Consider the following 23,865-nt stretch of genomic DNA (forward strand, 5'->3'; position numbering starts at 1 on the left):
AATTTAACGTTCAAATACCATAGCTGAAGCACCACCACCACCATTACAAATAGCTGCTGCACCATACTTGGCATCATTTTGTTTTAAAATGTGCAATAAAGTTATAATAATTCTCACGCCCGAGCAACCCAACGGATGACCGAGTGAAACGGCACCACCATTAACGTTTACATTGGCATCAGAAAGGCCTAATAATTTCATATTGGCTAAGCCCACAACAGAAAAGGCTTCGTTAAATTCAAAATAATTAATGTCTTTTAAATCGAGTTTAGCTTTTTTGAGGGCTAGTGGTAAAGCTTTAGCTGGTGCAGTTGTAAAATGCTCAGGTTTTTGTGCAGCATCGGCATAACTTCTTATCGTCGCGAGTGACTTTAAATTGAGATCGTCTGCTTTTTCTCTACTCATTAAAACTACAGCACCGGCACCATCATTGATAGTTGAAGAGTTGGCCGCAGTGGCAGTGCCATCTTTACTAAAAGCCGGTCTTAACTTATTGACCTTGTCAAATTTGATATTTTTAAATTCTTCGTCTTCACTAACTACAATGGGTTCGCCTCGGCGTTGTGGGACTTCTACAGGAACAACTTCTTCATCAAATTTTCCAGATTCCCATGCTTGGGCTGAACGCTTATACGATTGAATGGCAAAAGCATCTTGGTCTTCTCGAGAAAAATTGTGATCTGCGGCACACAAATCTGCGCATGTTCCCATGGCTTGATTGTCATAAGCGTCAGACAATCCATCTCTCTGCATACCGTCAACTATTTTGGTAGGGCCAAATTTATGACCATTTCTTAAATGCAGGTAATGCGGAATCTGGCTCATGCTTTCCATGCCGCCTGCCACTATAATGTCAGTATCTCCGAGTGCAATACTTTGAGCCGCTTGCATCACAGATTTCATGCCACTGGCACAAACTTTATTGACGGTCGTGCAGGGCACTGTGTCTGGAATTCCGGCTCCAAGAGCAGCTTGACGTGCAGGAGCCTGACCATTGTTGGCTTGAACCACATTACCCATTAAGACCTCCTGTACGAGTTTTGCATCTAAATTTACTTTATCTAAAGCGCCTTTGATGGCTGCTGAACCTAATTGAGTTGCTGGAACTGTAGATAAACTTCCAAGAAAACTCCCAATAGGAGTCCTAGCTGCACTAACGATAACAACTTCTTTCATTTTAAAACTTTTTATAAAAATTCAATAGTTGTAAAATTAAATAAAATATAATTATTGAACTCATATATGGGCTGAGATTAAGGATTTTTTAAAGTTTAAGAGTAAAAATTTTCAATTGCTTAATTGAGATAATCAATAAATTTTTGCAGCGCCAGACCTCGATGACTGATTTTGTTTTTAGTTTTAGGCTGTAAGTCGGCGAAAGTTTGTGTATAACCTTGGGGTTTAAAAATGGGATCGTAACCAAAACCGGCACTGCCACTGGCTGTTTTGGTGATTTTGCCTTTACATAGGCCTGTAAACAATATATTGTCATTTTTAGTTTTTAAGGCGATGACGGTTTTAAAATAGGCACTACGGTCTTCGACATTTAGGAGGTTTTTCAAAAGCTTTTGAATATTGGCTTGAGCATCTTTTTGTTGACCAGCATAACGGGCAGAGTAGACACCAGGCTCGCCATTAAGTTGGTTGACAAATAAACCGGTATCGTCTGCAAAGCATGGTAGATTATAGTTTTTAAACACATATTCAGCTTTGAGTTGAGCGTTGCCTTCTATGGTGTTGGCAGTTTCTGCTATGTCTTCGTGACAGTTAATGTCGTTTAGTGAAAGTAGCTCGATAGATTGAGGTAATATGGCTTGAACTTCATTAAATTTGTTTTGATTATGGGTAGCAAAGACCAGTTGCATAGTTATGCTTTTAAGAAATCATCACCGAGATACTTTACGGCAAGCTTGACGTATTTAATTTTTGCTTGTTTAACAGAAAGATGTCTTACTTGAAATAAGGCATTCATTTTAAAGGCACTTACCAATTGTGCACCATTGTGTGGATGATGTTTGAGTTCTATATTAAATTCTTTAGTCGCATGCTTGTAATAGGCATAAAAGTAAAGCAATGTATCTTGTTTAAATCTATGCTGAGTTTCACTCACCGCCTTGTATGCCTTGTGAAAGGCAAGTTCTACTTCTTTTCCTTTTAACTTACTCAAATCCATATTAATTGATTGAGGCGATTGGCGTTAAACCCCCTTTGACTGTTTGATTAATTTCAACTTCAATTGTTGATGTTAGAGGCAAAAAGAGATCAACTCGGGATCCAAATTTTATAAAACCAGAGTCTTCACATTGAATGGCTTTACCACCGGTTTTGGCATAGTTTACGATTCTTCTGGCAACAGCACCTGCAATTTGGCGATAGGCGATATCACCAAATTTTTCTGTTTTTAGTGCCACAGTCGTTCTTTCATTTTCGGTACTAGATTTCGGATGCCAAGCGACCAAATATTTTCCTTTGTGGTATTTGCTATAATAAATTTCGCCAGTCAATGGATACCTTGTCACATGGACGTTGAGTGGTGACATAAAAATAGAAACTTGAATACATTTAGCATTTAAGATTTCATCTTCAAATACTTCCTCTATCACCACCACTTTGCCATCGACCGGGGCAAAAGCTTTGTTGCTTTTACGGTCAAAATTCCGTTTAGGATTTCTAAAAAATTGAGCAATTAATATGAAAATGATAAGCGTAACACCAAAAATAATGTATTGTAAAACATTGATTTTGATAAAGTTAACGCTGAGTAAATTAATGGCTATAATTGAGATTAAAGCGATGACTAAAATTTGTTGACCTTCTCTATGAAACATGATTAATTACAAATAAAAAACCAAATACAAATGTACTTGAAAAAATGATACTATCCATACGATCAAAAACACCGCCGTGACCAGGCATGATTTTTCCACTGTCTTTTACCAAGGCTTTTCGTTTAAATTTCGACTGTACTAAATCGCCTAAATTCCCAAAGACAGAAACTAATATGCCAACGACAACCCAGTTGTAAAAGCTTAGGGTTTGATTAAAATAACTTATCAAAATACCGCCAATGATTGTAAATGTAAAACCTGCCAAAAATCCCTCAACTGTTTTTTTGGGAGATATTTTTGCAAATAATTTTTGTTTTCCAAAGTGTTTACCAATTAAAAATGCGAATGAGTCATTTATCCACATTAATATAAAAACATATAGTAAAATATAAGTATTGTAGTCAGGATACAACTTTGGTATAAGGGTCAAAAACACCATTGAAGGTACAATATACATTAAAGTAATCAAATGTTTTTTCTGTCTAAACGCATTTCTTCCCTTAAGCGAAAATAAATCTCTAAGGAGTAACAATTTCACAAATAAACAGGCGATGATAAACAAAAAAGTAATTTCATCATTAACATTAAAATAATTAAAAAAAATCAAGGCTATTGGAAAGACAAAATATGAAACATAATTTTTAAAATTGAGTAAATTTTGAAGCTCAAAAAGACAAATCAATCCAAAAATTATAAATAAAATATTTGTAGCTAATTTACCAGACCATAAAGCTAAAATGATAGCAGCGGCATAAATAACCCCGGATACAATTCTGGTAAAAAGTTCATTCATTAAGTTACAAATCTTCTAAGAGCAACAAATATAAGTTTTTTTGTGTGCTCCCGTAACTTAAGAAGTCAGAATCGGTTTTTTCTTCAAATGTTTTTAAAGTTGTGATGCTTGCCGGAATTCCAGACAGGTGTTTTTTCTTAATCGATTGAAGCCCTTCACCAAGACTTTCCAAAAGTTGGCTTGTGGTAGCATATACAATAAAATTATGGGGTAAATAGACAAGCTTACCTTCTCCAATTTGTTTAGCACAAACCATTATTGCTCCGGTATTAGCTATCAAATATTCACAATTGCTTACTAAGATTTCCGCATTTTTCTCAGAAGTAAATTCAAGGTCAAGATCTTTTAAGTAGGTTTGATCTTGATCAATTTGATGAGAGTAAACCGATTGGGCTAGCCAATCATTTTCTTTTAAAATGGCATTAAAGTTATCCAGTAGTTCTGACTTGTTTTCACAATAGATAAATTTTCCGCCATTTTTTTTAAAGTTAATCATGAATAGTTCGTCTATAGGTGGTTTTGTGTTAGGCATAAACTTATTATTATCAGCTTCTTTGTCGGCTGATGCTTTTGGTTTAAGCCCTAATAGACGTTTTAAAAAGTTCATAAATCTTTTACTTCAATCAATTCTTTTTGGGTATTTCTTTGTCTTTTGGTTTATCAGAATTATCATCAGACTTTACAACAGAATTTTCATCGGTATTTGCAGATGATTTTTTGGGGTCCGAATTATTTTCTGAATGATTGTCTAAAGATTTTTTATTTTCAGATTTATCTTGACCGTTTTGTTTATGCTTTGGCGTTATCATTTCAGGTTTTTTGAAAGGTCTTTTGCCAAAAATATCTTCCATATCGTCCTTGAAAATTACTTCTTTTTCAAAGAGTAAATTGGCCAATTTTTCTAATTTATCTTTATTTTTTTGAAGGATATATAAGGCTCTCTGGTATTGTTTTTCAATCATTTTAGAGATTTCCTTATCAATAATTTCAGAGGTTTTTTCACTGTATGGTTTTGTAAAATTATAGTCGGCCTGACCAGAAGAATCGTAATAAGTTAAATTTCCAACTTTATCGTTTAGGCCATAAATAGTCACCATTGCTTTAGCTTGTTTGGTCACTTTTTCCAGGTCGCTTAAAGCACCAGTTGAAATTTTGTTAAAAATGATTTTTTCAGCTGCACGACCACCCATGGCTGCACACATCTCGTCTAGCATTTGTTCGGTTCTTACGATTAGTCTTTCTTCAGGTAAGTACCAAGCAGCACCAAGCGACTGCCCTCTTGGGACAATAGTCACCTTAACAAGGGGCGCGGCATGTTCAAGTAGCCAACTCACAGTAGCATGACCCGCCTCGTGGTAGGCAATAGCTTTCTTTTCTTCGAGGGTCATGATTTTATTTTTCTTTTCGAGCCCACCTATTATTCGGTCTACGGCATCTAGGAAGTCTTGTCGGGTAACTTGTTTATTTCCTTTTCTTGCAGCAATTAAAGCTGATTCATTACACACATTGGCTATATCGGCTCCGGAAAATCCTGGAGTTTGTTTCGCTAAAAATTCAGTATCTATGTCGCTACCTATTTTCTTTAGCGGTCTTAAGTGAACTTCAAAAATTTCTTTTCGCTCTCTGATATCAGGTAAGTCTACATAAATTTGTCGGTCAAATCTTCCAGCTCTCATTAATGCTTTATCTAAAACATCGGCACGGTTGGTTGCAGCTAAAACAATGACATTAGCATTATTGCCAAAACCATCCATTTCTGTTAATAGCTGATTTAAAGTATTTTCACGTTCATCATTGGAACCCGAAAAGTTACTTTTTCCTCGAGATCGACCTATAGCGTCTATTTCATCTATAAAAATAATAGATGGGGATTTCTCTTTGGCTTGTTTAAATAAATCTCTTACACGAGAAGCACCAACACCGACAAACATTTCAACAAAATCAGAACCCGATAAGGAGAAAAATGGGACATTAGCTTCACCGGCGACTGCTCGTGCTAGTAAGGTTTTACCAGTTCCAGGAGGACCAACAAGTAAAGCCCCCTTAGGAATTTTACCACCGAGGTTGGTATATTTTTCAGGAAATTTCAAGAAATCTACAATTTCTTGAACTTCTTCTTTAGCGCCTTCAAGTCCAGCGACATCTTTAAATGAGGTTTTGATGTCTGTTTTTTCGTCAAATAATTTGGCTTTGGATTTACCAATATTAAAGATTTGCCCACCTGGACCACCACCAGCGCCACCACTCATTCTTCTCATAATAAAAATCCATATTCCTATAATGAGTACAAAAGGGAGTAGAGTTATCAATATATCGCTAAACAGGGTATCTTCTTTATCGAAGTTGACTTCGGTTTCTAAGTTGTATTCATCTTTAATGTCTTTGACATTTTTTTCAAAGAGTTGCAAGTCTCCGAATTCAAATTGATAATCCGGCGAATTGGCACCGGGAAAAACATTATCGTTGCTCTTACCTTTGTGTTCTGGTTGAGATTTTGCTTCATTAGAGAGATAAACTTCAGCTCTTCCGGCATTTTTTATAATGACCACTTTTTTAAAATCGCCATCTTTGAGGTAACTCTCAAATTGTGCAATACTGATATCTTTAGCGCCACTTCCAAAACCATTTCCTACAAAAAATTGGAGTCCAAAAAATAGGACGACAATACCAATAATGACATACAGATTGTATCCCGGTTTTTTAGGATTTGGTTTTTTCGAATTTTTTGGGGTCCTGTTCTTTGGGGGTGTATTTGATGTTTTATTAGCCATCTACTTCTTCATCTAAAATTAATAATTAGTCTCAATTTGGGTGATTTTTGCATCACCCCATAAACCTTCTAAATCGTAAAATTCTCTAGCTTGATGTTGAAAAACGTGAACGACAATATTAACGTAGTCCATCAAAACCCATTGAGAATTGCCATGACCTTCTATATGCCAGGGTTTGTCTTTCAGGTTTTTACTCACATGTTTTTGAACGGAATTAACTATGGCATCAACTTGTGTATTTGAACTACCTGTGCAAAGGACGAAATAATCACAAACATTATTGTCGATATCTCTCAAGTCTAATAACTGTATATCATCACCTTTTACATTCTCAATTCCTTCAATAATTAATGTTATGAGCTGGTTATTGTCGTTTGTCAATGCTATATTTTAAATTTTGTTGATACAAAAATAAGTTTTTTTAACGAAAATTGTCTTGACTTAACAAAACATTATTCAATGATGATTATGTAGCATTCTTGTTTAAATTTGCTCCTAAATCAATTTATATGAATATTGTCAAAGTTGATGCCACAACCTCTACAAATGCTTTAGCAAAGGTTTTAAATAAAGACAAAACAGAAAACGCTTTTTGTGTTTCTGCAGAATTTCAAACTGAAGGTCGTGGTCAGCTCAACAGCCAATGGCAAAGTTCAAGGTCTGAAAACCTTATGTTTACAGTCGTTTTTAACGACTTAGACCTTGAGATTGAAAATCAATTTGTTCTCAATGCTATGGTTTGCTTACGAATTTTAAAAGTATTGAAATCTAACAATATCCCAAATATAAGGTTTAAATGGCCTAACGACATTTTGTCAGACCAGTTTAAAATTTGTGGCATTTTAATCGAAAACACCTTAAACAAAAATTTGATTAAATCCAGTTATGTTGGAGTCGGGTTAAATGTCAATCAAAGTTATTTTGAAAATTTGCCACAAGCCTCTTCATTAAAAAATATAATCCAAGAGTCTGTTGATCGTCATCAATTGCTTCAAGCCCTTATTGAAGAATTGGAAACTATTCCCGAGGCATTAAAAACATATTCACCACAACATATTATCAATACTTACAAGCAAAATTTATATAACTTTGAGAGGGATTCAATATTTACACTAGCCAGTGGAGAGTCGCATACCGGTAAGATTACGGATGTTCAATTAGATGGTAAATTGTGTGTTGAATTCAAATCCCGAAAGCAATCTTACTTTAACCATAAAGAAATCAGCCAACAGTATTGATCATAACTTGAACATTTGTGTGGCTTTGAGTTTGAGGTGGGTGTTGAAAAATGAGTAGGGTATTCTATTCAAAAGATTGCTTCGTCGTTCCTCCTCGCAATGACGTATTTTGAGCTTTATTGTAAATTTAAGCCATGATCTTATTGAAATTTTCAGATAAAGCATGAATAAATTTGTTGATCGGCGATTTGATCATCATGGCCATCATGGCGTTAAATTCTCCTTCAAATTTCAATTGAAATGCAGTTTTATCGTCGCTTACGGCGTCAAAATGTGCCGTTAGGCTGAAAGGAAATTTGCCACCATCAGCCACTAAGACTATTCTACCAAATTCTTCTTTTTCCTTGAAGGCTAACTGAATAACCGGCATACCTTTGAGTTGAAATAAAAAGCTATCTTCGGTTAAAACCTCAAATTTTTCTACACCATCAGGCATGATGTTAAGATAGTTGTCAGCTTTAGACAGGTAAGTAAAAAGTTCTTTTTGAGATTTATTGATGGTGATTTTTGGAGTTTCTAAATTCATAAGTTTGTTTAAGATTAATTACTTGATTCCCATGCTTTGGGATTCAAATGCCATGTTTTTAAGAGGTTAAGTTCATCCCGATTTAAGTATCTGGTATCAAATGCTTTTTGAATCAAATGCTCATAATTACTTAAAGTATTCAATTGAATTTTAGCATCCTCAAAGTTTTTGACGGCTTCATCAAAGCCATATGAAAATATAGCAAGCAGTCCTTTGATATTGGCTTGAGCTTCATTTTTTAGGGCTTTTACAGCGTTTAAACTGCTTTGTCCTGTACTGATTAAATCTTCGATAACAACAACATTTTGATGGGGTTCGAGTTGGCCTTCAATTTGGTTTTGACGTCCGTGAGACTTAGGTTGAGGTCGCACATACACAAATGGTAAGCTCAAAGCATCTGCGACTAAAGCCCCAATGCCAATAGCACCTGTGGCCACACCGGCTATGATATCGGGTTTGCCGTAAAGTTGTTCAACTTGTTTAGCCATTTCACCCTTGATGTAGTTACGAATTGGCGGATAGGACAAAACGATTCGGTTGTCACAATAAATTGGAGACTTTATACCGCTAGACCATGTAAAGGGGTCTTGTGGTTTCAATTTTATTGCGTTTATTTGTAAAAGTAATTCTGCAGTTTCTTGGGCTGTATTGTCATCTAAAATCATAAGTGCAAATGTATAAAGTTTTTGTCAATGATGTGCCAATAATTTTGTCAACGCAAAAGAAAGTTGGCACAAAATATACTTCTTTTCCTATAAAACATGTTGACATTGAAAAACTTATTCAAGATATCGTCAATAAAAAAATCTACTACGTCAATCTGTATCACAAAAAAGAGGAAAAGTTATTGAAGCATTTGAAAAAAAAATTGAAATTGATCACAGCAGCTGGCGGAATGGTATTTAATCCTAAAAAAGAGATATTATTTATTTACAGGAAAGGCCGATGGGATTTACCAAAAGGGAAAGTGGACAAAGGCGAAAGCCTTGAGGATGCGGCCATAAGAGAAGTCTGGGAAGAAACTGGGGTTGAAAATTTAGAAATTAAGCGCTTTATTGATACCACATACCATATCTTAAAACGCAATGGTAAATACAAGCTCAAAGAAACCTATTGGTATGAGATGTTTTCAAACTATAATGGTGAATTAGTCCCTGAAACCTCAGAAGGCATCAAAAAAGTCAAATGGAAAAATTTTGAAAAATCTCAAAAAGCCCTGCATAAATCTTATGAAAACATCAAACTATTGTTCCCTTCAGAATATTTAATCAAACACCCGAAAGATCGGGTATCTTAAATGGGCTTTTTCATATAGTGGACTTTGTTGGTATAGCCAATTAAGTTGGGCATAAGCGTTATTTCTAAAATTTTCATCGCTTGCTTTTTTCATGATAAAATCCAGTTTGACATCAGGGTTATTTTTTAAAAATTCCTCAGCATAATCTTCAAATACATAAGCCGAAAAGCCTTCTTTACGTTGTAAAATCGAATCGAAGAAATTCCAATTGAAAAACGAGTCTTTTAATTCTGGTTCTAAAACTTCAATCACGTATTTTCTAGCGCTTTGATGAGTTGGAACTAGCCAGTCGCCTTTTTTTAAATCAACAGAATCTTTTACAGTTGTTACTTTGGTTTTGTAATGCAAATAATGGCCTTCATAAGGCGAATTGACAGTTTTATAATCTTTTATGCGGTAGCAATCAACCTTTATTAAAGTGTCTTTCTTAAGTTGTTGCATTTTTACTTGGTTGATGTTGAGTTTCTCAATAATTTTTGTCCATGCTGATTTGACTATGTAATAATCCGGAATTCGAATGGAATCTAGAGCTTTGTAGTGATTGAAATATTTAACGGGTTTTACAAAAGGCTGTGTCGTGTCGTATTTTAGACGTTTTTGATTCGTAATCTCACTGTTGATGTATTCGGCTTCAAAACCTTTAAAATCTAAAATTTCAAATTGCGTAGAATCGACTACATAATTAAATTTATAAAATTCATCTTTTTTGAAGTTTTTAAAATTGTTTTGCCTAGATAATTTGATGTTGTCTTCATGAATTGACGATAGTTCAATAATACTTTCCAACATTGATTTTGTTTTATAAACGCGTTCATCGTAAGGTTTAAGCATGTGAGTTTCTATCATCAATCCTAAAGTATTCCACAAACTCGTGTAACCTGTTGAGTATCGCGGTGAATCTAAAAACTGACTAAAACCCGCTTCAGGTGTTCGTCCAAATACATTGACATAGGGTGTAATAAGTAGTTTTTTATCGTTTAGATTTTGTTCTAAGTTTGGTTTAAAATCATTTTCAATAAAATTACCTAAGCTGTGCCCGAGTCGGTTGTGTTGCGTTAATAAGTGGGTTAAAGTATATTGATAATCAGCGCCATTGCTCACATGGGTTTCAACATACACATCGGGATTGATGGAATGATAAATTTTAGCAAAAGCTTCCATATTTTTAGTGTTCATTTTGATAAAATCCCGATTCAAATCATAATTTTTGGCATTCCCGCGAAAGCCATAAGCTTTTGGGCCGTTTTGATTGGCTCTCGTCGTGCTGTTGCGGTTGAGCATCCCACCGAGATTATAAGCTGGAATAAGGTGAAGAATTACGTTGTCAGAGAAATCATTTTTTTTATTGATGATATCCCGCAATAGCAACATACTGGCATCAATTCCATCGGGTTCACCGGGATGAATGCCGTTATTGATTAAAAGATGCAAAGCATTGTCATCAGCTTTTGGCGATTTATATGTGACCAAATATAGTGGTAAACCGATATCGGTTTGACCGAAGGTTTGTAGCTTGACATTAGCCGAATTTTCTTCTGCAGATTTGTAGAAGGCTATCATTTCATCGTAGGTAGCGGTTTCTTGACCTTTGGAATATTCAAACCGGATTTTATAATCAAACTTTTTTGATTTTGTGTTGTCACAAGAGTAGAGTAGTAATAATGTTGTAAGTAAAAGAAAAAGCCTAATTTTTACCATCATATAAAATCTTAGATTTGTGGAAAAATACAATATATTGAAATTATTTACTGGTTTTTTAGTCCTTTTATCGTTTTTTCATGCTTTTTCACAAGACAAGGTTTCTGATACTACACAACTTGAAACCGTGACCTTAAAAACAAAAACATCTCAACTTTCAAACTTTATCACGACTTCAGTGTCTTCAAAAGATATTCAGTCTAACAATTCAGTCATCATAACCCCCATTTTAAATCAAATCCCCGGCGTGTTGATGCAACAAGGGGCTTTAAATACCAATCGGATTACCATTCGTGGGATTGGAGCGCGATCACAATTTTCTACAAATAGGCTCAAACTTTACATCAACGATGTTCCTCTGACCAATGCCAATGGGATATCAGTAATTGACGATATTGATTTGAATAGTTTGGGACAGCTCAGCGTTATCAAGGGTCCAAAATCTTCAATTTTGGGCGCTAATTTGGGTGGCAATATCATTTTAAAAACCCAAAGCAAAGAAAACACTGTCGGCGCAATGACAGGAGTAGGAAGTTATGACCGTTATCAACTGGGTTTTAATATCGCTGAAAATTTAGGGCAAACGCAAATACAAGCTTATGCCAATCACATTCAGTCGCATGAATATAGAGATAATGCCGATTACGAAAGACAAAATTTTACGCTGTTATCTACTACAGATATAAATTCGTCCTGGCAATGGCAGAATTTGTTGCTATTTACTCGGCTTAAAGCCTTTATTCCAAGTTCTTTATCATTGACAGATTTTGAAAATAATCCTCAAAAAGCCGCAGATAACTGGAATGCCGCAGCTGGTTTTGAATCCTATGACAAATTGTTCTTAGCCTCAACTTTAAGTCATAAGTTTAACAATTCTAACCAATGGATAACTTCAATTGCATTTAATGTTCGCGATGCCTTCGAGCCAAGACCTTTTGATATATTGGATGAAAAAGAAATGGGGCTCAGTTTGCGAAGTCGATTGCAACACAATTTTCTATGGAATGCCAAACCCTTAGTAACTCAAATCGGATTTGAATGGCAAACCGATTGGTATGAAGCTCAAAATTTTGATAATCTTTTTCGAAATACTCCTGAGCGCAGAAGCATCCAAGGTGCTTTGGTCAATGCATTTGATCAAAACCGTATGCGCTTTAATGCTTTTATGACGGCCAGTTATAATTTTGATGAAACCTTTGAGGTTGCAGCAGGTTTAAATCTCAACTTTGCCCATTACAAAACCGATGATCAATTTCTTAACGATGGTTTAAACCAAAGTGGCGATTTGCAATACGAGCCTAAATTGCTGCCTAATCTCAATTTCTCTTATAATCTTAAGGAAAATTTTAATGTGTTTGCCAATTACAGTATGGGTACCGCCACGCCAAGCATTGATGAAAGCCTTGATGATGAAGGGTTTTTTAATGCAAACCTTCAACCTTCTTTTGGACATAATGTCGAGTTAGGAAGCCGATGGGTGTCTAACCAAAAAACTTTTGATATTCAATTGACTATTTTTAGAATGTATGTTGAAGATTTAATTGTGGCCAGACGTGTTGAAGAAGACCGTTTTGTGGGTATTAATGCCGGACAAACCCAGCATACAGGTATAGAATTTTCAGCGAATTTTAAAAAGCCTTTATCTGAAAATTTAATTTTCAAAGGCTTTGTTAATGTGGTTTTAAACGATTTTGAATTTACAGACTTTAAAGATAATGACAATGACTTTTCAGGCAACCAAATCCCGGCTATACCCGAATACGATTTGAATTTTGGGTTTCAGCTGATTTATCAAAACGATTGGTCGTTTAGGCTAGATACTGAGTGGGTTGGACGAATGCCGTTAGATGATGCCAATACACTTTACACCGAAAGCTATGAACTTTTAAATTTGAACTTGAGTCGCCGGGTCCAATGGTTTAATACGTCATCTCAAATGAGTTTTGGAGTTAATAATGCTCTAGATAAAGATTATGCTGCCAGTGTGTTGCCCAATGCCGTTGGATTTGGTGGTTCGGAACCCCGATATTTTTATCCGGGTATGCCACGTCAATTTTATTTCAAAGTTTTGGTTAATTATGGGTTGTAGAATTGATTTAAAAATACGCATTCCAAAATACTCAATAAAAATAAGCCGAAATTTTTTGTATATTTGATAAAAGTCTAAGACCATGAATTTAGAAGCTCGTAAAATTGAATTTATACAAGAGTTTTTGCAACTCCAAAGTGCTGAAACTATATCTAAGTTAGAAAAAATTCTACTAAATGAAAAAAGTGGCACTCCAGTTTTTGAGCCCATGACTCAAGAAGAGTTGGAAAGCAGAATAGCACAATCTGAATCAGATTTTAAAAATAATCGCTTCAAATACAGCTCTCAACTTCAAGCTAAATACGATTAAAAAATGAGAGTCGTATGGTCTGAGTTAGCTGAAAACGAACTTGATAAAATTTATGATTACTACGTAAAAGAAGCGAGTATTGAGATAGCCAAAAAAATAGCTATTGGCATTATCAAAGAAACAGAAAAACTCATTAAACTTCCACTTATCGGACAAGAAGAAGAATTACTTTCTCATAGAAAATTTAATTACAGATATTTAATTTATAAAAATTATAAGATCATTTATCATGTTGATTTAAATAATAAATTCATAAAAATAAGTGATGTATTTGATACTCGGCAAAATCCATCAAAACTTAATCGAAATCAATAAATTCAAAAACACTAATTTTAAGACTTTAGTTCAATTTTATAAAGTATGCCAAACAATTTAGAAAACTACCGAAAATCCTATAATAAATCAGCCTTGATTCGTTCTGAATTAGAACAGAACCCATTTCAACAATTCAGAAAGTGGTTTGTGGAAGTCGATGAAGCGGGAAATGTAGATGAAGCCAATGCGATGACCATCAGCACGATTGGTCAAGACGGTTTTCCAAAATCTAGAGTAGTTTTACTCAAATCTTATGATGAAAATGGCTTTGTGTTTTATACCAACTACGGAAGCGAAAAAGGGCGAGCCATTTTAAACAACCCTAATGTATGTTTGTCGTTTTTTTGGCCACATGCCGAACGTCAAATTATCATCAAAGGTAAAGCTGAAAAAATAACAGAAGAAGCCTCCATACGTTATTTTCAATCCCGTCCTAAAGGCAGTCAGTTAGGCGCCTTGGTTTCTCCACAAAGTCAAGAGATTGAAAATCGAAAAGTGTTAGAAGACAGACTCAAAAATTTAGAGCAAAAATACGCTGACAAATCTGTTGAAAAACCCAAAGACTGGGGTGGATTTTGTGTTGAGCCGGTATCTTTTGAATTTTGGCAAGGTCGTCCCAACCGTTTACACGATAGATTTCTTTACCAACTCGACAATTTAGACTGGAATATAAAACGATTAGCACCATAAATTATGTCCAAAACTTTAGTATTAATGCGACACGGAAAATCATCCTGGAAAGATAATTTGCCAGATGATGAACGGCTTTTAAAAAAGCGCGCTTATAAAGATATTGAGCATGTCGCTTCAGCTTTTAAACATTGTTTAGATAAAGATTTTGTCTTTAAATCCAGCTATGCAGAACGGGCAGAAAGCACCGCAAAGCACTTTTTAAAACAACTGGGAATTCCAGAAACACATCTGCATATAGAATCTGATTTATATACTTTTGATGAGTCGAGTTTAAAGGCATTCCTTTATACTGTAGATGATTCTTTAGATAACCTTATGTTGTTTGGTCATAATCCAGCGTTTACTAATCTTGCCAATGCACTTGGTGATCAGTATTTTGATAACTTACCGACTTCTGGTTTAGTCATGATGCATTTCAAAAATTCATCTTGGAAAGATTTGGCATCTGGTAAAACAATATTACATTTATTTCCTAAAAATTTACGGTAATGTCTCAAGACCAGTTTCACAATCGAGAACTAAGTTGGTTAGCTTTTAATGCCAGAGTTTTACAAGAGGCTTCAGACCCTAATGTACCATTACTCGAGCGATTGCGATTTCTCGGTATATTTTCTAACAATTTAGACGAGTTTTTCAGAGTGCGTTATGCTACCATTAAGCGTATAGATATGGCTGGTAAAGCGGGTAAGAAAGTACTCGGTGGTTATAAAGCTTCAAGATTACTCAAAGAAATCACCCAAATTGTGATTAAACACCAAACCGAAAGTCTTGAGATATTAAGTGAAATTCAAAACAAATTGCAAGATCATAATATCCATATTGTCGACGAAACCCAAGTTGGCGTTCAACACCAGGCTTTTTTAAAGCGGTATTTTTTAGAAAAAGTCAGTCCCGCTTTAGTGACAATAATGCTAAACGACATTGAGAAGGTGCCTAATCTTAAAGATTCTGCAGCATATCTAGCGGTAAAACTTGTCCAGAAACTTCCAGATGGCAGCCTTAAAAACCGATATACGTTGGTTCAAATCCCAACGAGTTTGAATCGTTTTGTGGTTTTACCAGCTGAGGGCGATAACCAATATGTGATATTGTTAGATGATTTAATTCGATACAACCTTGATGTTATTTTTAACATTTTTGAATACGAAAGCATTTCGGCTCATATGATTAAAATAACGCGAGATGCTGAATTGGATCTAGAAGGTGATTTAGGTAAAAGTTATATTGAAAAACTCATGAGCAGTGTTAAAGATCGTCGAGAAGGTGATCCAGTACGCTTTGTTTACGATAAAACGATAGATCAGGACACTTTAGATTTTTTGTTGCTCAAACTTGGCATAGACAATACAGACAGTTTAATTCCAGGTGGACGCTATCACAACCGAAGAGACTACATGAAATTTCCCGACTTGGGTGCTAAGCATTTGTTGTACGAAAAAATTGAACCTCTACCTGTACCTGGATTAAAGCTACAAGGGAGCTTGTTTAAAAAAATTGCTGAAAAAGATTACTTACAATTTGCCCCATACCAAACCTTTTCTTACACTGTAAAATTTTTGCGAGAAGCTGCTCTAGATCCCAATGTAAAATCTATAAAAATTACCATTTACAGATTAGCTGATGTTTCTCATATTGCCAGTTCACTAATCAATGCGGCTAAAAACGGGAAGCAAGTTACTGTTTCCATAGAATTACAAGCTCGATTTGACGAGGCCAACAATGTGAAATACTCAGAGAAAATGCAGCGTGAAGGTGTTAAAATTATCTTTGGAGTTACAGGCTTAAAAGTGCATGCTAAATCTTGCGTGATCGACCGTATAGAACATGGTAAAGTAAAACGATACGGCTTTATAAGTACCGGTAACTTTAATGAAAATACAGCTAAAATTTATACAGATTATACTTTATTTACCAGCCATAGCGGTATTTTAAAAGATATCAACAAAGTCTTTGACTTTTTTGAAGTCAATTATAAAATCAAGAATTACAAACACCTCATCGTTTCACCACATTACACAAGAAATTTTTTCTACAAGAAAATAGATGAACAAATCAAGTTAGTTAAAGCAGGAAAAGAATGTGGTATGATGTTGAAAATGAATAGTCTATCAGATTATTTAATGATAAGTAAACTTTACGAAGCCAGCCGTGCAGGTGTAAAAATCAAATTGATAGTGAGAGGAATTTGCTGCTTGATACCTGAGGTAAAAGGTATGAGTGAAAACATCAAGGCCATTAGTATCGTTGATAAATTTTTAGAGCATCCTCGACTGTATATTTTTAAAACACCCGACAAAACTGATGTTTACATTTCCTCAGCAGATTTAATGACCAGAAATCTTGATCACCGCGTTGAGATTACTTGCCCGATCTACGACGAAAATATTAAAACAGAATTGATAAATACGTTTAATATTTGTTGGAAAGATAATGTGAAAGCTCGTAACCTGGCGTCACATGATAAAAATGAATATGAAAGAAATGATAAAGAGGCCTACAGAAGTCAGTTTAAAATGTATGATTATTATAAAAATAAGCTTAATTCAAAACCAAATAATTAGTGCTCAGTATTAAAAAATACGCTGCCATAGATATCGGTTCGAACGCTGTGAGGTTATTGATCTCAACGATAACAGAACCAGACAACAAGCCAGTTACATTCAAAAAAACCTCGCTGGTGAGAGTGCCTATCCGTTTAGGACAGGATGTGTTTGTTAACGATTATATATCAGATTACAATTTGTCTAGAATGAAACAAACCCTGAAAGCCTTTCAATTGTTGATGAATTGTCATAAGGTTGAAAAATACCGGGCGTGCGCAACATCAGCTATGCGCGATGCCAAAAACTCCAGAACTTTAGTTGAAGACATCAAAAAAGACACCGATATAGATATAGAAATTATAGATGGAAACGACGAGGCTGCTATCATTGCGGCTACCGATCTTCACGAACTGATTCAGACCGAAAAATCTTATATTTATGTTGATGTCGGTGGTGGCTCTACAGAAATTACCATCTATTCTAATGGACATACCGTTATCTCTAAATCTTTTAATCTCGGAACGGTGAGATTACTTAATAATCTTGTGTCAGAAAATGATTGGGAAGAATTTAGAAATTGGATTAAACAAAGCACAAAACAGTTTCCTAAAATAGAAATGATAGGATCCGGCGGAAATATTAATCACATATTTAAAGCCAGTGCAAAAAAGACAGGTAAGCCTTTATCCTTTTTCTATTTGAGTTCTTATTTTCAACTGCTTAATTCTTTAACTTATGAAGAACGTATAGCTCAGTTAAATATGAATCAAGATAGAGCAGATGTGATTGTGCCGGCAACAGAGATTTATCTTACGGCTATGAAATACAGTAAAGCTAGAAACGTTCACGTCCCTAAAATTGGCTTATCAGATGGAATTATTAAATCAATGTATAACGGCAATAATTAATTTTATAAAATTATTATTTTATTTTATCGATTTACATAAAATAACATAAGCTAGACTAATATCCACCATCACCACCGTAATCTCCGTCTCTTTGCCCTTCATTACGTTCTTTATTTTGGTTAAAGCGGTATATAAAAGTAGCTGAAATTTGTCGCTCTCGCCACTGAAAATTACTCTCACGAGTAAATGTAGGAGCTGTTGTAATACGATCTCTAATTCTACTATTAAATAAATCCCTAACATTAACAGATATTGTCGCATTATCATTTAAAATATCTTTACTCAAGGCCAGGTTAACACTCGTAATAGATTTTGTTTTGGTTTGGGCATTTTCAAATGGCCCTTGATAATTGACATTAGTTTGCCATTGGATTTTATAAGGTAATTCCACCTTTGCGCTAAATCTGGAAGTAATACTGTTATTGGTAACGCCAAAATCTTGTCCGTTAAAAAATCCGTCCGTTTCAAACCTGAATCCATTCACACTCCAATTGATATTTAACCATTCTGTTGCATTATAAAGCGCACCAACTTCAAATCCCATTCTTTGATTAGTAGAGAGGTTTATAGGTATAGATCTAATAATCACAAGACCATCTGCTGTTGTGCCAACCTCTTCATCTATCCGCTCAAAGGCATCGGTTTCTCTCTGATAATAGACTGAGGTAGTTAGTGTAAATTTTTCATCCCATCGTTTTAAATATCCTAAATCTACTGCGTTTGCAAAAGCGGGTCTCAGACTAGGGTTGCCTTGAAAAATATTGGTTCTACTGGATAATGATGGAGTAGGATTGAGATACCAACCTCTTGGTCTATTAATTCTTCTATTGTAACCTAGCGTAAAATTTTCATCTTCGCCTAGTTCATAAATTAAATTTAAAGTAGGAAATAAACCATCAAACTTATTGTCAAAATTTAAATCGACATCTTCCCCTAATAATTCTTCAAAAACACTCAAATCAAAGTCTGAAGTCGTTTTACCCTGAAGTTGTGTATATTCATACCTTAGTCCTAACAGAAAGGAAAAATCCCCAAACTTATCGCCGTATTGAGCGTATACAGCATAAACATTTTCATCAAATTCAAAATCGTTAGTTAATACTGTATCAACTTGAACCTCGTTTTCTTCGGTTTCAAATTCTCTAAAAAACGGCTCTTTGTTGTTTTCAAGATTAATTCTGAATCCAGCTTCAAATTGAGATTCGCCCATAGGTCTTACATAATCTGCTTGAAGTAAATATTCAGTTTGATCTTCCCTTTCTATGACGGATTCATCAGGAATAAATTGATCTTCACCGTTAATAACATCTTCAGTAATAATAGTAGGAGCGTATTCACTGTCTTCAGAGTATTGAAATTCCGTATCCAATTCATGCCCGTCATTATCAAATTTTTTATTGAAGTTAAGAGAAACTTGATAAGATTCTTCATCTTCAATTTCTTTTTCTTGCCTTAACCTCTCATTGATAAATTCCCCTTCATTAAATGTCGATGTAAAATTATTGGTCAGATCGTCGTCTTCTCCGGTTCTTCCAAAATAACTTGCTGTGATTGAAGTATTATAATCAAAAAAATATGTCGCACCTATATTGAAATTAAAGTCTTTTCTATTTCTATTATATGAACGGTCTTCAATTACTCGGTCAAACTCTCTATCTGGATTATCGTTGCTAAAATTACTTTCAAATGATGCATTACCAGGCGGTTTTCTATGTGAGTAGCCGATATTGCCAAAGAAATTAAATTGTTCTGTTCTCCAGTTAAGATTTGCTGCGGCGCGATTGTTTAACGGTGTTCCAGTTTGAAGTCTTACAGAACCATTAAAGCCTAAAGTTTTATCACGTTTAAGCACAATGTTTATAATACCGGCTGTACCTTGAGCATCATAACGTGCAGAAGGGCTTGTAATCACTTCTACTTTTTCTATGGCATCTGCGGGAAGTTGCTGTAAGACATCTGTATTTCCAAAGCCAGCCAGAGCAGATGGCTTTCCATTAATTAATATTCTAACATTTTCATTACCTCTTAAACTAATTCCGCCCTCGATATCAACACTTACTGAGGGCACATTTTCAAGTGCTTCTGTGACGGTTCCACCAGCAACCGTAAGATCTTTACCCAAGGTATATATTTTTTTGTCAAGCCTGACATCTAATTTTGTTGTTTCGGAAATCACATTGACTTCGTCTAATTCACTTGCCTTAAACTTTAAGCTTATTTCACCTAAATCTTTATCAGCGTTTACTTTAATTTTCTTGAATGTTTTGGTCTCATATGAAATATATTCAAACCTGATATCATAAATACCTTCTATGATTTTTACAGAAAATTTGCCATCAAAATCTGTAACAGTACTTTTGACTAATGTTTCAGTACCTGGTTTAAATATTCCAACTGTAGCATACTCAAGAGGTTGTTTTTGTTCCTGGTCGATTAACCTTCCGGTAATTTTATATTTATCAAGCTCAAAGCTATTATTAATTTCATTTTTATTTAAAATATCAGCTTTAGACTTGTAATTCTGAGCAATAAGATTAATATTTAAAAAAATCAGTAAACAGCCTGTTAAATACTTCATGTTTTCGTTTTGTATTTGGACTGTATCAATTCTCTTTGGTAAAATGAAGTCTAGTTAAAGTTGAGTTAAGAGGTTTTTGAACATCATAAATAAATTAACATTATTTATTTTAAAAAAAAATAGTTCTGATGGCCTACAATTCAAAATCATAATTATATTTGTGGTATGATTTTTAATAATAAAACAAACTGGTGGTGGTCACACACATTTTTTATGTCGTGAGATGCTACTTTTATTATAAATATTAAGCCTGTCCTCACGACAGGCTTTTTTTTTGAATTTTATTGACAATGAAATATACTTTAAAAACCTCTTATCAACAACAACTAGCTGATGTTCTAACGCCAGTGAGTGTTTATTTGAAACTGCGCGATGAATTTCCTAACAGTATTTTACTAGAAAGTAGCGACTATCATGCCAGTGATAACAGTTTTTCTTATATCTGCTGTAATCCTATAGCTTTAATCAAATTGCAAAATAATGTATTGACAACATCTTATCCTGACGGACATACGCAAGAGATTCAATTAAACGCAAACGAAAACCTGACCTCGCATATCAGTGATTTTAAGGCGAGTTTTATAACAGATAATTTGGATTTTAAATTTATTTATAACGGTCTTTTTGGTTTTACGGCTTATGACGCCGTTTCTCACTTTGAAGAAATAGATATCACCAAAAAAGAGGGCGATTTAGATATTCCGGATTTGTACTATGCGGTATATCAAAACATTATTGCTATCAACCACTTTAATAATGAAGTCTACATTTTTGAACACCTTAGCCCACATTGTAAAAGTCAAAAGCAAAATATTTTACAATTACTTCAAAATCAAAGTTTAGCGACATATCATTTTTCAAAAGTTTCAGAACCAATTTCCAGTCTTGAAGATGATGAATACATCGATATGGTTAAGAAAGCCAAAGCGCATTGTCAACGTGGAGATGTGTTTCAATTGGTCTTGTCACGTCGGTTTGAACAAGCGTTTGAAGGCGATGAATTTGAAGTCTATCGCAGTTTAAGGCATATCAATCCATCGCCTTACCTGTTTTATTTTGATTATGGAAACTTCAAAATATTTGGCAGTTCTCCGGAAGCTCAATTGGTTATTGATAAGCAAATGGCTGAAATTCATCCCATCGCCGGTACTTTTAAACGTACCGGAAACGACGAGAAAGATCGAAAAATTGCTGAAGAACTCGCCGCAGACCCTAAAGAAAATGCCGAACACGTCATGCTGGTCGATTTAGCCAGAAATGATTTGAGTAGACATGGTAAAGAGGTAAGCGTACAAACCTATAAAGACATTCAGTTTTTTTCTCATGTGATTCATTTGGTCAGTAAAGTGACCGCTCAATTGGACGATACTGTCCAAAGTTTTGATTTAGTGGCCGACACTTTTCCCGCAGGAACTTTAAGTGGTGCCCCAAAACCTATGGCGCTAAAACTCATAGAAAAATATGAAACCGTCAATAGAAATGCTTACGGTGGAGCTATTGGCTTTATGGACTTTAAGGGGAATTATAATCACGCTATTATCATTCGCTCTTTTGTGAGTAAAAACCATCACTTGTTTTACCAAGCTGGCGCTGGGATTGTAGCCGACTCAAAACCTAAAAATGAATTACAAGAAGTGTATAATAAGTTAAAAGCACTCACAAAAGCCATAAACCATGCAGAAAATCAATCTTAATAAAAGGTCAATATAAATGAAAAAAATATTAGTTATAGACAATTACGATTCTTTTGTATACAATCTCGTGCATTATCTCGAAGCCTTTGATGCACAAGTTGACGTTGTCAGAAATAAAAGTATCAATTTAGAAGCCGTCAAGAATTACGATAAAATTTTATTGTCACCAGGCCCTGGCATTCCGGATGAAGCCGGACAGCTTAAATCTATTATTAAGACTTATTACAAGACGAAACCTATTTTAGGCGTTTGTTTAGGTCAACAAGCCATCACGGAAGTTTTTGGTGGACAACTTGAGAATTTGAAAACGGTTTACCACGGCATTGCAACGGCCATTAAAATTACAGTAAAAGATGAAGTATTATATCAAAACCTTCCAGAGGAAATAGAAGTTGGTCGTTATCATTCTTGGGTAGTTCAAAATGCTTTACCTGAGGTTTTAGAAGCCACATCTGTAGATGATAAAGGAAATATTATGTCACTTCGACATAAACATTACAATGTTAAAGCTGTTCAATATCATCCGGAGTCGGTGTTGACCCCACATGGTAAAACCATAATTCAAAACTGGTTAAATTCTTAAATATGAAAACCATTCTCAATAGACTTATCGCTCATGAAACTTTGTCTAAAGACGAAGCCAAACAAATTTTAAAACAAATCTCTACCGAAGATTTTTCAGAAGTTCAAATCGCGGCTTTTCTCACGGTTTTCATGATGCGAAACATCACTTTAGATGAGCTAACAGGCTTTAGACAAGCTTTATTGGAACTGTGTCATGCTTTAGACTTTTCAGAATTTGACCCCATCGATTTGTGTGGCACCGGAGGTGACTCTAAAAACACTTTTAACATTTCCACTTTAGCTGCATTTGTAACGGCAGGTGCTGGTGTTCATGTAGCCAAACACGGTAATTATGGGGTTTCATCTGTAAGTGGCTCTTCTAATGTGCTTGTGCTTTTGGGTTTAAAATTTCAGCAAGAGGAGTCGATTCATAAACATTGTTTGGACAAAGCCAATATCTGTATTTTGCATGCGCCTTTGTTTCATCCGGCGATGAAAACTGTGGCACCGGTGAGAAAATCCCTCGCCTTAAAAACCTTTTTTAATATGCTTGGGCCGATGGTCAATCCTTGTCAGCCACAAAAACAATTGGTCGGGGTTTACAGTTTGCAATTGTTGCGTTTGTATTCCTACCTCTACCAGAAAAACCATAAGGCGTATGCGATTGTACATGCTTTAGATGGCTATGATGAAATTTCATTGACCCAATCGGCAAAAGTGGTCACCCATCAAGAAGATCGGGTTTTAGAGCCTGAAGATTTTGGGCTCAAACGTCATTCACCGGAAGCAATTTTTGGTGGTAATTCCGTTAGGGAAGCCGCTGATATTTTTATGAATGTTTTACAAAATAAATCCACACCTGAACAGCAACATGTGGTATGTGCAAATGCGGCTTTAGCCATTTCTGTATCAAAAGATATAGATTTAAAAACCGCTTTTGCTGAAGCCCGAGAATCATTAAAATCCGGCCGGGCTTTAAAATCATTTAACCGATTAATTGAATTGAGTCAATCTATTTAA

General features: G+C 35.0%; 24 protein-coding genes. 12 read left to right on the plus strand and 12 right to left on the minus strand.

What is annotated here, in order from left to right; translation table 11 throughout:
• Positions 1-3: 3 nt before the first annotated feature.
• The 8 genes from FCN74_RS11135 to rsfS all read right to left on the minus strand — a co-directional run bounded on the left by FCN74_RS11135 (position 4) and on the right by rsfS (position 6,773).
• On the minus strand, positions 4-1,176 hold the full coding sequence (locus tag FCN74_RS11135) for an acetyl-CoA C-acyltransferase (RefSeq protein WP_138932684.1): 1,173 nt from the start codon (positions 1,174-1,176) through the stop codon (positions 4-6).
• Between the two features lie 119 nt (positions 1,177-1,295).
• A complete protein-coding gene (locus FCN74_RS11140; protein ID WP_138932685.1) occupies positions 1,296-1,865 on the minus strand; it encodes a non-canonical purine NTP diphosphatase in 570 nt (189 codons plus the stop codon).
• 2 nt (positions 1,866-1,867) lie between these two features.
• Positions 1,868-2,173, minus strand: a complete 306-nt coding sequence (locus FCN74_RS11145; RefSeq protein ID WP_138932686.1) for an acyl-CoA-binding protein — start codon at positions 2,171-2,173, stop codon at positions 1,868-1,870.
• A 1-nt stretch (position 2,174) separates the two neighbouring features.
• Complete coding sequence (locus FCN74_RS11150) at positions 2,175-2,828, minus strand: phosphatidylserine decarboxylase family protein (RefSeq protein WP_138932687.1); 654 nt, start codon at positions 2,826-2,828, stop codon at positions 2,175-2,177.
• Positions 2,818-3,621, minus strand: a complete 804-nt coding sequence (locus FCN74_RS11155) for a phosphatidate cytidylyltransferase (RefSeq protein ID WP_138932688.1) — start codon at positions 3,619-3,621, stop codon at positions 2,818-2,820. Before FCN74_RS11155 ends, FCN74_RS11150 begins: the two co-directional genes overlap by 11 nt.
• Positions 3,622-3,625: 4 nt before the next feature.
• A complete protein-coding gene (locus FCN74_RS11160) occupies positions 3,626-4,228 on the minus strand; it encodes an LUD domain-containing protein (protein ID WP_138932689.1) in 603 nt (200 codons plus the stop codon).
• Positions 4,229-4,244: 16 nt separating this feature from the next.
• On the minus strand, positions 4,245-6,392 hold the full coding sequence (gene ftsH / locus FCN74_RS11165) for an ATP-dependent zinc metalloprotease FtsH (protein ID WP_138932690.1): 2,148 nt from the start codon (positions 6,390-6,392) through the stop codon (positions 4,245-4,247).
• 18 nt (positions 6,393-6,410) lie between these two features.
• On the minus strand, positions 6,411-6,773 hold the full coding sequence (gene rsfS / locus FCN74_RS11170) for a ribosome silencing factor (RefSeq protein WP_246062621.1): 363 nt from the start codon (positions 6,771-6,773) through the stop codon (positions 6,411-6,413).
• A 128-nt stretch (positions 6,774-6,901) separates the two neighbouring features.
• Between rsfS and FCN74_RS11175 the strand changes: the two genes are divergently transcribed.
• On the plus strand, positions 6,902-7,630 hold the full coding sequence (locus FCN74_RS11175; protein WP_138932692.1) for a biotin--[acetyl-CoA-carboxylase] ligase: 729 nt from the start codon (positions 6,902-6,904) through the stop codon (positions 7,628-7,630).
• Positions 7,631-7,757: 127 nt separating this feature from the next.
• Here the strand turns inward: FCN74_RS11175 and FCN74_RS11180 are convergent, their stop codons facing one another.
• Together FCN74_RS11180 and pyrE are read right to left on the minus strand one after the other, a co-directional pair.
• Positions 7,758-8,156, minus strand: coding sequence for an SRPBCC family protein (locus tag FCN74_RS11180; protein WP_138932693.1), 399 nt, complete (start codon positions 8,154-8,156; stop codon positions 7,758-7,760).
• A gap of 14 nt (positions 8,157-8,170) precedes the next feature.
• Entirely contained in the window at positions 8,171-8,821 is a 651-nt protein-coding gene (pyrE, locus tag FCN74_RS11185) for an orotate phosphoribosyltransferase (RefSeq protein WP_138932694.1), read from the minus strand.
• 8 nt (positions 8,822-8,829) lie between these two features.
• On the opposite strand from pyrE, the gene FCN74_RS11190 reads away from it, so the two are divergent.
• On the plus strand, positions 8,830-9,453 hold the full coding sequence (locus FCN74_RS11190) for an NUDIX hydrolase (RefSeq protein ID WP_138932695.1): 624 nt from the start codon (positions 8,830-8,832) through the stop codon (positions 9,451-9,453).
• Here FCN74_RS11190 and FCN74_RS11195 read toward each other — a convergent pair.
• Positions 9,421-11,154: a M14 family metallopeptidase gene (locus FCN74_RS11195; protein WP_138932696.1), complete on the minus strand. Its 1,734-nt coding sequence runs from the start codon at positions 11,152-11,154 to the stop codon at positions 9,421-9,423. The genes FCN74_RS11190 and FCN74_RS11195 overlap by 33 nt on opposite strands.
• 34 nt (positions 11,155-11,188) lie before the next feature.
• Here FCN74_RS11195 and FCN74_RS11200 point away from each other — a divergent pair, with 34 nt between their 5' ends.
• The 7 genes from FCN74_RS11200 to FCN74_RS11230 all read left to right on the plus strand — a co-directional run bounded on the left by FCN74_RS11200 (position 11,189) and on the right by FCN74_RS11230 (position 18,009).
• The gene (locus FCN74_RS11200) at positions 11,189-13,240 is read left to right on the plus strand and encodes a TonB-dependent receptor (RefSeq protein WP_171047166.1); all 2,052 of its coding nucleotides are present in this window, start codon (positions 11,189-11,191) and stop codon (positions 13,238-13,240) included.
• A gap of 82 nt (positions 13,241-13,322) precedes the next feature.
• Complete coding sequence (locus tag FCN74_RS11205; RefSeq protein WP_138932698.1) at positions 13,323-13,550, plus strand: hypothetical protein; 228 nt, start codon at positions 13,323-13,325, stop codon at positions 13,548-13,550.
• 3 nt (positions 13,551-13,553) lie between these two features.
• On the plus strand, positions 13,554-13,865 hold the full coding sequence (locus FCN74_RS11210) for a type II toxin-antitoxin system RelE/ParE family toxin (RefSeq protein WP_138932699.1): 312 nt from the start codon (positions 13,554-13,556) through the stop codon (positions 13,863-13,865).
• A gap of 45 nt (positions 13,866-13,910) precedes the next feature.
• A complete protein-coding gene (pdxH, locus tag FCN74_RS11215) occupies positions 13,911-14,555 on the plus strand; it encodes a pyridoxamine 5'-phosphate oxidase (RefSeq protein WP_138932700.1) in 645 nt (214 codons plus the stop codon).
• A 3-nt stretch (positions 14,556-14,558) separates the two neighbouring features.
• Positions 14,559-15,047, plus strand: a complete 489-nt coding sequence (locus FCN74_RS11220) for a SixA phosphatase family protein (RefSeq protein ID WP_138932701.1) — start codon at positions 14,559-14,561, stop codon at positions 15,045-15,047.
• The gene (ppk1, locus tag FCN74_RS11225) at positions 15,047-17,119 is read left to right on the plus strand and encodes a polyphosphate kinase 1 (RefSeq protein ID WP_138932702.1); all 2,073 of its coding nucleotides are present in this window, start codon (positions 15,047-15,049) and stop codon (positions 17,117-17,119) included. The genes FCN74_RS11220 and ppk1 overlap by 1 nt, the downstream gene beginning before the upstream one ends.
• Entirely contained in the window at positions 17,119-18,009 is an 891-nt protein-coding gene (locus tag FCN74_RS11230) for a Ppx/GppA phosphatase family protein (protein WP_138932703.1), read from the plus strand. Before ppk1 ends, FCN74_RS11230 begins: the two co-directional genes overlap by 1 nt.
• Before the next feature lie 55 nt (positions 18,010-18,064).
• On the opposite strand, the gene FCN74_RS11235 is transcribed toward FCN74_RS11230, so the two are convergent.
• Entirely contained in the window at positions 18,065-20,587 is a 2,523-nt protein-coding gene (locus tag FCN74_RS11235) for an outer membrane beta-barrel protein (RefSeq protein ID WP_138932704.1), read from the minus strand.
• A 290-nt stretch (positions 20,588-20,877) separates the two neighbouring features.
• On the opposite strand from FCN74_RS11235, the gene FCN74_RS11240 reads away from it, so the two are divergent.
• The 3 genes from FCN74_RS11240 to trpD are packed head-to-tail and all read left to right on the plus strand — an operon-like array spanning position 20,878 to position 23,865.
• Complete coding sequence (locus FCN74_RS11240) at positions 20,878-22,281, plus strand: anthranilate synthase component I family protein (protein WP_138932705.1); 1,404 nt, start codon at positions 20,878-20,880, stop codon at positions 22,279-22,281.
• A gap of 16 nt (positions 22,282-22,297) precedes the next feature.
• A complete protein-coding gene (locus FCN74_RS11245) occupies positions 22,298-22,864 on the plus strand; it encodes an anthranilate synthase component II (RefSeq protein ID WP_138932706.1) in 567 nt (188 codons plus the stop codon).
• Between the two features lie 2 nt (positions 22,865-22,866).
• Positions 22,867-23,865, plus strand: coding sequence for an anthranilate phosphoribosyltransferase (gene trpD, locus FCN74_RS11250; protein WP_138932707.1), 999 nt, complete (start codon positions 22,867-22,869; stop codon positions 23,863-23,865).

Origin of the sequence: Mesohalobacter halotolerans (assembly GCF_006120725.1) — a bacterium.
Classification (GTDB): Bacteria; Bacteroidota; Bacteroidia; order Flavobacteriales; family Flavobacteriaceae; genus Psychroflexus; species Psychroflexus halotolerans.

Excerpts from the sequence above, each read along its gene's own strand:
- FCN74_RS11135 (WP_138932684.1), bottom strand. The coding sequence starts at position 1,176 with ATGAAAGAAGTTGTTATCGTTAGTGCAGCTAGGACTCCTATTGGGAGT.
- FCN74_RS11140 (WP_138932685.1), bottom strand. The coding sequence starts at position 1,865 with ATGCAACTGGTCTTTGCTACCCATAATCAAAACAAATTTAATGAAGTT.
- FCN74_RS11145 (WP_138932686.1), bottom strand. The coding sequence starts at position 2,173 with ATGGATTTGAGTAAGTTAAAAGGAAAAGAAGTAGAACTTGCCTTTCAC.
- FCN74_RS11150 (WP_138932687.1), bottom strand. The coding sequence starts at position 2,828 with ATGTTTCATAGAGAAGGTCAACAAATTTTAGTCATCGCTTTAATCTCA.
- FCN74_RS11155 (WP_138932688.1), bottom strand. The coding sequence starts at position 3,621 with ATGAATGAACTTTTTACCAGAATTGTATCCGGGGTTATTTATGCCGCT.
- FCN74_RS11160 (WP_138932689.1), bottom strand. The coding sequence starts at position 4,228 with ATGAACTTTTTAAAACGTCTATTAGGGCTTAAACCAAAAGCATCAGCC.
- ftsH (WP_138932690.1), bottom strand. The coding sequence starts at position 6,392 with ATGGCTAATAAAACATCAAATACACCCCCAAAGAACAGGACCCCAAAA.
- FCN74_RS11175 (WP_138932692.1), top strand. The coding sequence starts at position 6,902 with ATGAATATTGTCAAAGTTGATGCCACAACCTCTACAAATGCTTTAGCA.
- FCN74_RS11180 (WP_138932693.1), bottom strand. The coding sequence starts at position 8,156 with ATGAATTTAGAAACTCCAAAAATCACCATCAATAAATCTCAAAAAGAA.
- pyrE (WP_138932694.1), bottom strand. The coding sequence starts at position 8,821 with ATGATTTTAGATGACAATACAGCCCAAGAAACTGCAGAATTACTTTTA.
- FCN74_RS11190 (WP_138932695.1), top strand. The coding sequence starts at position 8,830 with ATGTATAAAGTTTTTGTCAATGATGTGCCAATAATTTTGTCAACGCAA.
- FCN74_RS11195 (WP_138932696.1), bottom strand. The coding sequence starts at position 11,154 with ATGATGGTAAAAATTAGGCTTTTTCTTTTACTTACAACATTATTACTA.
- FCN74_RS11205 (WP_138932698.1), top strand. The coding sequence starts at position 13,323 with ATGAATTTAGAAGCTCGTAAAATTGAATTTATACAAGAGTTTTTGCAA.
- FCN74_RS11210 (WP_138932699.1), top strand. The coding sequence starts at position 13,554 with ATGAGAGTCGTATGGTCTGAGTTAGCTGAAAACGAACTTGATAAAATT.
- pdxH (WP_138932700.1), top strand. The coding sequence starts at position 13,911 with ATGCCAAACAATTTAGAAAACTACCGAAAATCCTATAATAAATCAGCC.
- FCN74_RS11220 (WP_138932701.1), top strand. The coding sequence starts at position 14,559 with ATGTCCAAAACTTTAGTATTAATGCGACACGGAAAATCATCCTGGAAA.
- ppk1 (WP_138932702.1), top strand. The coding sequence starts at position 15,047 with ATGTCTCAAGACCAGTTTCACAATCGAGAACTAAGTTGGTTAGCTTTT.
- FCN74_RS11235 (WP_138932704.1), bottom strand. The coding sequence starts at position 20,587 with ATGAAGTATTTAACAGGCTGTTTACTGATTTTTTTAAATATTAATCTT.
- FCN74_RS11240 (WP_138932705.1), top strand. The coding sequence starts at position 20,878 with ATGAAATATACTTTAAAAACCTCTTATCAACAACAACTAGCTGATGTT.
- FCN74_RS11245 (WP_138932706.1), top strand. The coding sequence starts at position 22,298 with ATGAAAAAAATATTAGTTATAGACAATTACGATTCTTTTGTATACAAT.
- trpD (WP_138932707.1), top strand. The coding sequence starts at position 22,867 with ATGAAAACCATTCTCAATAGACTTATCGCTCATGAAACTTTGTCTAAA.